This window comes from Aliiglaciecola sp. 3_MG-2023 (assembly GCF_030548205.1).
Lineage (GTDB): Bacteria > Pseudomonadota > Gammaproteobacteria > Enterobacterales > Alteromonadaceae > Aliiglaciecola.
The window spans coordinates 280,444-292,940 of the sequence record NZ_JAUORV010000005.1 but is presented as its reverse complement, the minus strand read 5'-3'; the positions used below and the strand labels follow the sequence as shown (position 1 = coordinate 292,940).

The following is a 12,497-nucleotide window of genomic DNA, read 5'->3' as shown; positions in this document are numbered from 1 at the left end:
CATCAATTATTTGTTACTGACACTATTACTTATGCTCAAATAAGCTTAGGCTTTGAATTGCAATAATTAAAGTAATGAATATCGTAAAGACAATGTAACCAATTTCACAACATTGTGTCAACCACACATTAACATTTATTATTACCAATAATACCTCTATTGGTAATACCAAATACTATTCTATTGTTTTTAAACAAGTTTAACTTTTAAAAAAATGGGCCCCATTTAATGAGACCCATTTTCCACTTTAGTGATTAATTTCACTACGTCATCCACATGATTTGCAATCTGCCAGCAAAGTATCGCTAATGATACATTTGCAAGATCCTAACCCGTGTTGGTTATGAGAACAGTAAACCACCGTTTATATCAACGTTATTACCTGTCATGTAAGATGAGTCGTCATCTGCCAAAAAGCCTACTAATTTAGCCACTTCTTCGGAGGTACCTTCACGCTTGATACAAGTTGCTCCAGCAACATTGGTGCGAACCGCATCAGGGGTAAACGTATCGTGGAAACCGGTAGATATCATGCCCGGACACACCGAATTAACCCGGATATCAGGCCCAAGTTCTTTCGCTAATCCCCGTGTAAAGGTGGATACTGCCCCTTTAGAGGTTGCGTAAGGGATAGCCCCACCGCCGCCACCGTCGCGAGCCGCTTGGGACGAGAATGTCACGATAGTGCTACCAGGCTTCATGTGAGGAATAACGGCTTGAGACATTAAAAACAACGATGTTAGGTTAACGTCTAATACATACTTCCAGTGGGCTAGGTCCATCTCAGTAATTTTTTTACGATCAACCAGGCCGCCTGATACATGCACTAGGCAATCAATAGCGCCAAATTCATCTAACGCCGTATTAATGGTTTTGTCGACACTGCTTTGTTCAGTTAAGTCAGCTTGAAGTGCAACCGCTTTTCCACCCGCTTCAGTAATTTTAGCCACCGTTTCTTGTGCTCTTGTGGCACTTGCGTGATAGGTGATCAAAACACTTGCCCCTCTAGATGCTAACTCAACCGCACACGCTGCTCCGATATCTCTACCACCGCCAGCTACAATAGCTACTTTACCTGTCATTGACATTCGTTATTCTCCAAGAGTAAAAATTTAGTTTATACCAGTAAAAACGTTGCAATTATTAAGTTGTATCGTCGAAAAACTTAGGCTTAGGTAAGCTTCTCAACTTATATAAACAAAGCGGTTGCCGCCGCATATGTTAAATTAAAGTAACTAAGCAGAATTTCATTGTCAACCAAGAATTCAAACTTGTGATTACCAAAAGCACTAACCAAAATTAACCATTGGTTTTAATTTAAACTATAGTTCAAATAGCATTTTAGTCGAGTCATCGGAATTAAGGCACTAAATTCAAGTACTGTAAGCCACATTAAATTTGATTCAGTAACAGTGGAATAGCCATTATTTAGTGTGCTGTGCGACTAAAGCAGTATTGAAATAGGATCATTTTAGGGTTTCAATCTATATTCATAAGTAGGTTTTTAAAATGCCGTAAGTGTTAATTGTCTGATTGAAGGAATGGCCGTGAAAGGTATTGTTTTTGTAAAGTTCAATGAGTTTGTGGAAGAGCTTTGGGGAGAAGAGTTTTGGGATACCTTGTTAGACGAAGCCCAGCTGTCCAGTGAAGGTATTTACACAACGGTAGGCACTTACGATGATGAAGAGCTGTTTACTCTCATTGGACTCGTAGTTGAGCAAAAAAATATCTCCCCTAAAGATGCCCAGTTTGCATTCGGTAAATGGGTATTTAAAGAGCTGCTTAATGCCGCTCCTGCTGGGGCTCATAACTTTAAAGACGTTTTTGAGTTTTTACATGCGGTGCAAGACTTTATCCACGTAGAAGTGAAAAAACTTAATCCCGATGCCTTATTGCCCGAATTCGAATTTCTAAGTGAAACGCCCAACACCTTAACCTTTCTTTATCAGTCACCGCGTAATTTATGCTATTTCTGCGAAGGCATTGTGCACGGTTTAGCAGAACATACGGGGCAAACAGTGGAAGTGTCTCAGACAGAATGTCAGCATCAAGGTGATAGCCGCTGCGTAATGGAAGTGGTAAAAGTTTGACCCTGTCTAAGGAAGAACTGGAAAAAAGAGTTTCCGTTCTCGAACGCAAAGCCTTGAGAGAGAAAAAGGCAAGGCAACTGGCCGAGAATCAGCTAGAGAAGTATTCCTTGGATATTTATGAAGCCAATCAGTCTTTGAAAGCAGCCTTAGCAGGTTCCGAACAAAAGCAATTGGAACTAGAATACTTAGCCCACACCTCCAGCGCCGTAGCCTCCGAAATTCCCTTAAGAGAGATGGTTTCGAATATTGTCGATTTAACCGGCGAGTTTTGTTGTGCCCGATATGGTCTTTTTGTCATCAGTGAAGAAGGCCAATGGCTAACTGAAAAAACCCCCAAAGTCTGGATTTCTGAGCAAGGATGGCAAGAAAACAACGCCATTAAGGAATTCGTAACGGATCTGCTCCCCGTTAGCAATAATGACCTGCTTGCATCGTGGCGAAGCGCTGAAATTAAAAATAACGAACTCAATGAGAGCGCGCCGTTAAATTCCATTTTCTACACCAATGTTGCCTGGTCAGGTAAAAAAATCGGTTGGTTAGCCTTTTTAAGCCAAGAAGCTGAATTAAATCAAGATCTTGAAGTGATATTAAACACCTCGAAAGAACACTTAGTCAGTGGGGTTCGCAGGCGCTTAACGGATATTAGAATTCTACAACGCAATGTACAGTTACAAGACTCCATAAGTAGCCTCGAGAAAGCCCGTCGCCAACTTATTCAGTCTGAAAAAATGGCATCTTTAGGACAATTGGCAGCTGGCGTTGCCCATGAGATCAACAACCCCATTGCCTTTATTCGGTCTAATTTAGAAGTGTTGCAAGATTATCTACATGACTACAAAAAACTAACCTCAGAAGTGCAGACTAACTTAACCGAACAGACTACCCTTGATACCAGCCAATTCTCAGAAATGTGTAAAAAAATAGACCTTGATTACATAGAAGAAGATTCCGAAGATCTCCTTAAATCAAATATTGAGGGCTTGGATAGAGTAAAAGAAATCGTCGATAACCTGAAAGGGTTTTCCCACGCAGGTGATGAAGCCTTAGTAGCAACATCATTAAATAATTGTATCCAATCTGCCCTTAAAATAGCGGGTAATATGTTCAAGTATGAACACAAAGTCATAAACAATATCTCTGCTGAATGTCCCCCCGTGTTGGGTAATTCAGGGCAATTGCAGCAGGTGTTTGTTAATTTATTTGTTAATGCAGCACATGCAATGGAAAAGGGTGGAGTTTTAACCATCGATTACACGCACATTAAAGAAGGTGTTGTTTTGCATATTCAAGATACGGGATGCGGTATGGACAAAGAAACCGTTAACCAGTTATTTACCCCTTTCTTTACAACCAAACCTGTTGGTATCGGCACCGGATTAGGGTTATCAGTTTCCTATGCAATATTAGAGGCCCACGGCGCACAAGTATCCGTTGACTCCCAGCTAAACCTAGGCACAACCTTTCATATAAAATTTCCGACAATTGACTAGATTACCTCCCGACTGTCTTCAACAACTAACGAAAGAGCTTGAGACTGGCTTTTTTCAAATTGAATCAACTTGGTGATAGTAACATCACTGAAAGTGTGTCCTTCTGGCAGTACTAATATGTGTTTATCATTGAGAATGTTGTTGCGCAGAATCATTCCTGGCTTAAGTTCCTCAGTGCGAATCGTATTTTCAATAAACTTATCGGAAACAATATCTTCGTTCTCCAACAAAATGTTTAAAACCACGGGATCATAGTGTGAACCTTTGAGCTTTTTCATTTCAATTGGACAGGCGATGTCATCTAGCTTTTGAGCAGTGATTCGACCTGTTTTGTAACGCCAATAATCTCTGGCGACCGCCAAAATTTTTGCACCCATAGGGATTTGGCTATCTTCCAGCTTTTTAGGTCCTGCGCCATTGAGGGTTTCATATTGGCAGGTAATAATATCAGAGACATTTTGCAGATGAGTGGCCGGAGCAAGTACTAACTTTGCGATGTTAATTTGCTCCAAAAACTCTTGCTGTTGATTATAGTTTAGCTCTTTGAAAGGACGGCTATATATTGCTGAATCTAAACCTAACAAACCCATTTCACACAACAGTGCAGCATAAGATACATCTTTAATTTGCTGTTGAGATAACCCTAATTTTTCCGCAATGCGGCTCGCAAGTAAACTCACGCTATTGGCAAACCCCCCACTTAAATTGGGGTTAATACTGATCATGTTATACAGCACTTTTTGTGTGGCACTGTTGTTGTGCTCAATTCGCTGCATCGCCAATTGTATTTGCTTAGTCCGCAGTTTAACTTTGTCTTCTAAATTTTGATTAAGCTTTTTCAGCAGAGAATTTTGCTTTTTTACTAACTTCTGTAAGTGATTATTTTCATTTTTTAACCTAACCTTTTCCAGGCCCTCATCAATGGTTTGGATGATCTCTTCATTGTTCCAAGGTTTCTGTAAATATCGATGGATTTTGCCCTTGTTGACTGCATCAATGGTCGACTCCATGTCAGAATATCCAGTTAATAAAATACGATGACAGTCAGGCGTTAATTCCGCCACTTTCTGGAGTAATTCCGCACCCGACATTCCGGGCATTTTCATATCAGAGATGATCAGATCGATCTTATTCTGGGCCATTACTTCAAGGGCTTTGGCACCACTTTCAGCCAGTATCAGTTGATAATTTTGTTTGTACAATAAACGCTTCAATGATTTGAGAATATTCACTTCATCGTCGACACAAAGTACCGTCATAGCAATGTCAGCGTCTAACAGTTGTTCACTCATTTGGGGGACTCTTCAGATTGTCGTTTTCGGTTAAAATAGGTAAGGTGATGGTGAAACAGCTTCCTTTGTTTACCTTGCTGGTTACCGTAATATCCCCTCCATGCTCTTGAATAATGCCGTGGGATATGGATAAACCTAAACCTGTGCCCTTGCCCACATCTTTGGTGGTAAAAAATGGGTCGAACAGTTTACTTAGATTTTCAGGGGGGATGCCCGATCCATTGTCTTTAACCGCTATTAAGATTTGCTGATCTTTTACTTTAGTGGAAATTGAAATTTGCCCGTTGTCACGAATGGCTTGTCCTGCATTGATCAACAAGTTTGTGAGCACCTGGCTAATTTTGCCAAAATTAATCTTAATTTTGGGTACCTCAGAAAGATCTTTTTGAATATCACAATGATACTTAAGCTCATTGCTTACCATTTTGAGCGTACTTTCAATACACTCGTTTATATCTAACCAACTTTTTTCTTCAACATCTACCCGCGAAAATTGCTTGAGATCTTTGACGATGTTGGTCACTCGCTCTAAACCTTCAACAGACTCAACAAGAACATCTTTAGAATCTTCATTTATGAATGCCAAGTCTTCACTATTTATAATTTCAATTAAATTTTGTTTCGACAACTCTACCGATTCTGAAGGCGCTTTGCCGTAAACAACCACTAGGTTCTCACTGATTTTACGATAGATATCGATATATTCTTCGAGACTGCTTAAATTGCTTTTCACAAAACCAATAGGGTTATTGATTTCATGGGCCACGCCTGCGGCAAGTTGACCAATTGAGGCCATTTTTGCCGCTTGGGTGAGCTGCTCCTGGGTAGCCTGCAACTCTTGATTTATCTGTTCCAACTCATCATTTCGCTGATGTAATAATGTGGTTCTTTGGGCTACTTTTTGCTCCAGTGTGCGATTAAGCTCTTCAAGTTCATCCTGATACGCCTGTTTACGGGAGTTTTCATACTCCAAGGTGGTAACAAGTTTATTGAATGCACGTGTTACCTCGGCAAGTTCGTCTTTACCATTAACCGGCAATTGGGCTTGATTAAATGAGCCGCTTTCAACATTTTGCGAAACTTTGCGCGCCGCTATACGTAAACTTTCCAACTGCCTAGTTAAATAATTACCCAAAAAGAATGAGAATAAAGCAACCAGTGCCATCTCAATGATTGCGATACTGGTTGTCCACTTCTTGATCACTTCTAGTGAATCTTGGATATTTAATGTATCTACTCCCAATTCCACCCGGCCGTAAAGTTGCTCTGCTTCGGTTATATTTACAAAACTATCAAAAACACCATCAGTGACATTACTAACGTCAATATCTTGGTTAAATTGACGGGCTAACAAGTTGTTGTCTCCGGCTTGCGCTAAGACTTGATTTTCGGTGTTTACCACTCTTACATACAGAATATCAGGGTTACTTAATAGCTCTGCACAGTAGGTTTCTAATGATGCGAGATCATAAGTTAGAACCGCATTTTTAGTTGTACTTGCAAATAAGGTCGCTACCGTTGTCGAACGGCTGACTAAATTTTCATTGAGGGTATTACGCATAAAATTAATTGCTGTAAATATCAAAGCAACCAGCAGCACGGCCTCAATGACGGCAATGCTAACAATGGTTTTATTGCGTAAAGAAAGGTGCATTAATTCACCGCACCAGTTGCTTTGTTGCGGAACAGCGCTTCGATGTTAAGTGCTCTTACATCATCCCAATCGCTGTTTAGTGCAGTTTCAAAACCGTTAAAATTAATATTTTTAAGTAAAACTTTGCCGTGTTCACTGTTGTTCATATTCACTAAAGCGGCTTGAACCTTAGCCCTCGTGGCTGCATCGACATCTGGGTGGCTGGCAATAGCATGTGAGGTATACCTGGCACTCTTCCAGATCGTCACTAAGCTAGACTGTACCTCTTCATCCATATTATTAAGGGTGCGCTGAATTCCACCGCCCGCGGGGAAAAAGCCTCTGGACACATTTAAGTAAACAGAATCGTGTGAGCCCACATACATAGGCGTAAATTCCACACCTAAGTTATTTAGTTCGGCTTGAGGCAATAAAGTTGCTGCAAAAGCGGCCGGAGCGGGGAAAGCTAAACGGCTACCCACTAGGTCTTGGATGGTTTTTATGTTGCTATCGGCATGAGTAACAATAACCCCCTGGATAGTTTTATTACTTTGTTTAGCTAAGGCGTTATAACCCGACATTTTGTGATAAAAAATATAATGGTAAGGATTCATATAAGCCAAATCATAATCCCCAGACTCAAGGCGTTTTTCGAAGGTCGGAATATCTTTGGCCGTGCTAAACACAATATTGACATCGCTTTGTTGGCTAATGTGGTGAAAAATTGGGGTCCACAATTCAGCCAGACGTTTTGCGGATTGTTGCGGAACAATACCAAACGTCAGGGTTTTCTGTTGTGCCGAGACAACACTCGAAAAACTAAATAGCAAACCAATCAATAGGGCTAATTTATACATCAATCACCTCATCTTTTATCAATGTTACTGGGTCATTTCATTAACTAAACTTAATAATTTGTCTTTCTCAAACGGCTTAGAAAGTGCGGCATTAGCACCTAAAGCAAGTGCTTCATCTAAGCTTTCCTGATCCAACGCTGAAATAACTAATATTTTTAAATCTTGAAATTGTTCCTCTGCTCGCAAATGCTTCAAAAGTTCGAAACCATTTAGGCCAGGCATTGTTAAATCTAAGGTCATGATGCTGGGCTTGTGCTGCATCAGCTTACTTCCTGCTAAAAAGCCGTTTGTGGCAGTATCACACTCAAACCCGTCCTTTTTGAGAACACGTTTGATCGCATTTCCCATATCTTTATCATCATCAACAATTAGAACCGTTTTGCTTTTAGGCAATAGTTCTGGTGGCACAGGCATATTGTTTTGCTTTAAAAAAAGCACAAAATTATCCACAGTGACTCGATTGTTGCCCCTTCCTGGTAGCTTGTAACCTTTCAAACTTCCCTTATCAATCCACCGTATTACTGTGCGTAAATTGACATCGCAATATTCTGCAATGTCACCAGTAGTAAGAGATTTCACTTTAGCCATAAACATATTTCCTGAATTAGTGTGGTATTTATATCACATAAGACAAATGAGTCATACATGACTAAAGTATAATACACGACATTTGTGACATTTGCTACATTTGCACAATCGAAACGAATAACGTTTTTCTGCTTAACGCAAACAGCTCATTAAAAACAGCGGCGTTTGGCTTTATTAGGTGATGTTAAGAATGAAGAAACTGTATGTATTAATGGCTGTCTGTGTACTGACATTGCAAAGTGTTCAGGCAACAGAATTTGATGCCAGCGTATTACTTAGATACGAAAATGAAACGGATCAAATTAATCTGGCTCCGCGCAAACGAGTGAGAATGATTGCAGCGTTAGGGATCACCAGTCAATTTAACGATACCTGGTCATTTAAGGCACAAGCGCGCACAGGGTTAAAGAACAAACAAAATGTTCCAGCGAACACCTTATATCAAATCACTGATCAGCCTGCTGGCGACAAAGACGTTTATTTAACTCGGTTTTTTATTCAGGCAAAATTCGACAATCTTAACCTGATTGCGGGCAAGATCCCGTGGAAAACCGCACAAGTCACCGACCTGTTTTGGGACAGACACTTAAATCCAATTGGCGTACATGTTGACTATGCTCTTGGAGCAGGACAGGCATTCAAATTTACTACCTTTAAGCCCCTCGACGGGGCCAATGGTACAGTGGGCCATATGTCGATTTTTCAATTTCAACATGAAATCGCCAGCAAATGGGGCAAGTTAACGCTGTCTCCTTGGCTTGTGGATTATCAAGGTGAATCTGATGCTCTCTACGCTAAAAAAGACACCCAATATGATAATCAATTTGTACGTTTATCCATGAAACTAAAACGCGGTCAGTGGCAACTAGGTGCAGATATTGGCAAATCAATTAAAGGCGCACCGACTGAGGTGGGTGAAGCGTTCTCAGATCAAAAAACAAGCTATGCCTTTGAGTTAAAACATGGCAGCTTGAAAAAAGACGGGAATTTTTTAACCCAACTGAGATATTTACACGTTGAAAGGTTCTCCGTAGTCACTGAGTTTGCTCAAAATGCGTCGAGCCGTTTTGCCACAAGCAACTTTAAAGGGTGGGATTTGCGTATACGTCATAAGATGAATAAAAACTTATGGGTAGGTGGTCGCTTATCTCGAACACAGCGTTTACTTGGCGAAGCCGAGCAAAGCGTACGATTCAGATTAGAAACAAAATATACATTTTAACTGTTACTTAGGACTTACTATTATGTCTAACGCCGTACAAAAATATCTATCAGAAACACCTACGGAACTTTGCAACCTGCTAGTTATTGATGATGAAGAAAGTAACTTAAAAGCGATTACACGGACTTTTAGGCGCACTAAGTATCAAGTATTCACAGCCGATAGTGCAGAAAAAGGTTTAGAGTTGCTAAGGCAACATGAATTTCAAGTTGTATTGTCTGATTTTCGTATGCCCGATATTGACGGCGGCACCTTAGTTAAAAACATAAAACAATGTTATCCCAACATCATTTCCATGATTCTTACCGGGTATGCAGACTTTGATGCAGCAGTAGATGTGATGAACTCTGGCGCGGCATATAAATTTCTAACGAAACCCTGGAACAATCAGAAGTTAATAGAAGAGATTGACCAAGGCTTTAGGGAATATGAACAACGCCTTTTGCAGAGTTCGAAAAATAAGTTAAACGCCCGTTACGTGAAACCTGATCGTGTGAAGCTCGATAGCACCATTAAATTTTTACTCCAACAAGATGCTAAGTTTGCGCTCGCGTCGGTGATGATTTCTGATATTTCATTGCACGATCAGTATTGGGCAAAAAAGGAAGACGAAGAACTTTTAGGCCTTGAGTCTGTGGTTAAGAACATCCGTGCGTGTTTACCCTTAAGTTGCGAAATCTTTGAAGTTGAAGTGGATCAGGTGCTGATTATTATTCCCGAAAATGAATGCGACGAGGAATTACATACGAAATTAACCTTGTTAAGCGGTGCCTTATCGGCTTGCTCACAGCATGATGCCAATATTCCCAAATTACAGTGCAATTTATCTTATGCACTTGCGCCTTTCTCAGGGATGGATACGCAACAATTATTACACTCCATCAGAAATTTACCGGAGCAAGATTTTCACGAGAGTAAACTAAATGGCCAAAAACCCTGCGTTGTAAAATTAGATGCCTCTTACGTTGCTAAAAAGAAACGTAAAAGAACCATTCAAAATAGCATACAGCAAGCCATAAACAGCGACCAATTCAGTTTGTACTTTCAACCTAAGGTAAGATTATCTGATGGTATTGTTGAAACAGCAGAGGTGTTAATGCGCTGGCAACATAACACTTTGGGGTGGGTATCGCCCCTAGAGTTTATCACCTTAAGTGAACTGGATGGACAAATAGAGAAAATAGGCAGCTGGCTGCTAAATAAGAGTATTGATCAGCTCATTGGTTTGCAAAAACAGTATGGCAATAATTTGAAACTCGCAATTAACGTTTCACCCCGTCAACTGAAGAACAATAAAATCGTCGATGAGTTAGCTTATTTGCTAGATAAAACCGGATTAGCCCCCGCCAGTCTTGAACTTGAAATTACCGAAGGCTGTATAATCGAAGATCTCGCCCAAACCAGCGAGATACTTTGGAAGTTAAAAAGGCTAGGCGTAAGCATTGCAATAGACGACTTTGGCTCGGGCTATACCTCCTTTGCCTACCTAACCAAATTACCCGTTGACGTATTAAAACTAGATAAGATTTTAATTGATGACTTAGGGGTTAATAACGATGTGAGCGAGATGATCCGAAGTGTCATTCAATTATGCCAAAAGATGCAAATAGACGTGGTAGCCGAAGGGGTTGAAGACGAGCGCCAAGTTAAAATATTAAGAGAGTTCGGCTGTGACTATATTCAAGGATATGTATACAGCAAACCTTTAGAAAAACCAGAATTTGAAAAAACACTGATTAACCAGCCATTTAAGGTTTAAGCCGTCTTTAGACGAAACCTTAAATGCCTGGGGGATTGTGACGATTTTTACACTTTTGGCACATCCATTAAGAGTAAAAACAAATTAGCGTTGATAATGTTAAACGCGTTAAGAGCTATTTGGGTTATACATTTTGCCCGGCAACCCAAGCACTGCTCCACGCCCACTGGAAGTTGTAGCCGCCTAGCCAGCCGGTGACATCCACCACTTCACCAATAAAAAATAGGCCATCGAGGTTGTTTGCCATCATGGTTTTCGACGAAAGTTGGTTTGTATCCACCCCTCCTAATGTTACCTCAGCGGTTCGATATCCTTCAGTGCCGTTAGGTTTTAATTGCCATTGATGAAAGGCATTGGCCACCTGTTCTAACTGCTTACCTTGAAATTGTTTAAGGGGTTTGTTCTCTAGCCCTAAGTAAGGCAATGCCGTTTGAACATATCGCTTGGGAAAATGTTTAGATAAGGCGGTAGCTAACAAGCTGTCTGGCGATTGCTGTTGGCTTTGCTGTAATTCATTGAGTAAATCACCGTTTGGAAACAGGTCGAACTCAACCTCTTGGCCTGGATACCAAAAAGATGAAATTTGCAAAACGGCCGGGCCGCTTAGTCCTCTGTGGGTAAACAGGATATTTTCATTAAAACTGGTATTGTTGCAGCTCGCTCGCGCATCTAAGGAAATGCCGCTAAGTTCGGCTAAAACGCTTTTGTCTTGTTCATGCAATGTGAAAGGAACCAGTCCTGCTCGGGTTGGTTTAACGGTTAAACCAAACTGCTCAGCAATTTTGAAACCAAACGGCGATGCGCCCAATTTGGGCATGGATAACCCACCGGTAGCAACCACCAGCGATTCACAGCGGTATTCACCCTTGTTGGTTTGCAAGGTGAAGCCATCAGAGGTTTTATCCACCTCGATAATTTCACATTGATTGGTGACACCCGCCCCTGCCTTATCGCATTCTTGCAACAGCATATTGAGGATATCTTTAGCCGATTCGTCACAGAATAACTGACCGAGTGTTTTCTCGTGATAGGCAATGCCGTACTCTGCGACCAAGCCTATGAAGTCCCACTGACTGTAGCGACTCAAAGCCGATTTGCAGTAATGAGGATTGTCGGAGAGAAAGTTTTCGGGGCTGGCATACATGTTCGTGAAGTTACAACGCCCACCCCCTGACATCAATATTTTGCCACCAATACGTTTAGCGTGATCCAGTACCTGTACCTTCCGACCACGCTTAGCCGCCTCAGCTGCACAAAATAAACCGGCAGCACCCGCGCCGATGACAATAACGTCAAATTGTTTCAATAGTTTCTCGTGTTTATCTAGGTTGAAATTTGAGCTGTCAGAAAAGTCCACCTCAATTGTAGGGAAGCATTATATCGTTTCCCCGAAGGTGTAGCACGGGATTTATCCCATTCAAATTTGTAGCCTGGTCTTTAGGCCATAGGCTCTCTCGGGGCTAAAGCCACCGACTACAGGTGGAATGTCCTGTAGCATGGTTTTAGGCCATGGGTCTTTAGACCATGGCTGTAGACCATGGACATTTACCGGGGCTGAAGCCGCCG

General features: G+C 41.1%; 10 protein-coding genes. 4 read left to right on the top strand and 6 right to left on the bottom strand.

Annotated features, from left to right (window positions below):
* Positions 1 to 341: 341 nt before the first annotated feature.
* Positions 342 to 1,088, bottom strand: a complete 747-nt coding sequence (locus Q4574_RS07905) for an SDR family NAD(P)-dependent oxidoreductase (RefSeq protein ID WP_303473287.1) — start codon at positions 1,086 to 1,088, stop codon at positions 342 to 344.
* Positions 1,089 to 1,541: 453 nt separating this feature from the next.
* Between Q4574_RS07905 and Q4574_RS07900 the strand changes: the two genes are divergently transcribed.
* Together Q4574_RS07900 and Q4574_RS07895 are read left to right on the top strand one after the other, a co-directional pair.
* Positions 1,542 to 2,090: a heme NO-binding domain-containing protein gene (locus tag Q4574_RS07900; RefSeq protein ID WP_303473285.1), complete on the top strand. Its 549-nt coding sequence runs from the start codon at positions 1,542 to 1,544 to the stop codon at positions 2,088 to 2,090.
* The gene (locus tag Q4574_RS07895; protein WP_303473283.1) at positions 2,087 to 3,580 is read left to right on the top strand and encodes a sensor histidine kinase; all 1,494 of its coding nucleotides are present in this window, start codon (positions 2,087 to 2,089) and stop codon (positions 3,578 to 3,580) included. The genes Q4574_RS07900 and Q4574_RS07895 overlap by 4 nt, the downstream gene beginning before the upstream one ends.
* Here the strand turns inward: Q4574_RS07895 and Q4574_RS07890 are convergent.
* The 4 genes from Q4574_RS07890 to Q4574_RS07875 are packed head-to-tail and all read right to left on the bottom strand — an operon-like array spanning position 3,577 to position 7,950.
* On the bottom strand, positions 3,577 to 4,872 hold the full coding sequence (locus Q4574_RS07890; protein ID WP_303473281.1) for a response regulator: 1,296 nt from the start codon (positions 4,870 to 4,872) through the stop codon (positions 3,577 to 3,579). The two genes, Q4574_RS07895 and Q4574_RS07890, sit on opposite strands and share 4 nt — an antisense overlap.
* Positions 4,865 to 6,526, bottom strand: coding sequence for an ATP-binding protein (locus tag Q4574_RS07885; RefSeq protein ID WP_303473279.1), 1,662 nt, complete (start codon positions 6,524 to 6,526; stop codon positions 4,865 to 4,867). Before Q4574_RS07885 ends, Q4574_RS07890 begins: the two co-directional genes overlap by 8 nt.
* On the bottom strand, positions 6,526 to 7,362 hold the full coding sequence (locus Q4574_RS07880) for a phosphate/phosphite/phosphonate ABC transporter substrate-binding protein (RefSeq protein ID WP_303473277.1): 837 nt from the start codon (positions 7,360 to 7,362) through the stop codon (positions 6,526 to 6,528). The genes Q4574_RS07885 and Q4574_RS07880 overlap by 1 nt, the downstream gene beginning before the upstream one ends.
* A gap of 24 nt (positions 7,363 to 7,386) precedes the next feature.
* Positions 7,387 to 7,950, bottom strand: a complete 564-nt coding sequence (locus Q4574_RS07875; protein ID WP_303473275.1) for a response regulator — start codon at positions 7,948 to 7,950, stop codon at positions 7,387 to 7,389.
* A gap of 190 nt (positions 7,951 to 8,140) precedes the next feature.
* Between Q4574_RS07875 and Q4574_RS07870 the strand changes: the two genes are divergently transcribed.
* On the top strand, positions 8,141 to 9,172 hold the full coding sequence (locus Q4574_RS07870) for a hypothetical protein (RefSeq protein WP_303473273.1): 1,032 nt from the start codon (positions 8,141 to 8,143) through the stop codon (positions 9,170 to 9,172).
* 22 nt (positions 9,173 to 9,194) lie between these two features.
* The gene (locus Q4574_RS07865; protein ID WP_303473271.1) at positions 9,195 to 10,931 is read left to right on the top strand and encodes an EAL domain-containing protein; all 1,737 of its coding nucleotides are present in this window, start codon (positions 9,195 to 9,197) and stop codon (positions 10,929 to 10,931) included.
* Positions 10,932 to 11,055: 124 nt separating this feature from the next.
* On the opposite strand, the gene Q4574_RS07860 is transcribed toward Q4574_RS07865, so the two are convergent.
* Entirely contained in the window at positions 11,056 to 12,237 is a 1,182-nt protein-coding gene (locus tag Q4574_RS07860) for an NAD(P)/FAD-dependent oxidoreductase (protein WP_303473269.1), read from the bottom strand.
* Between the last annotated feature and the right edge of the window lie 260 nt (positions 12,238 to 12,497).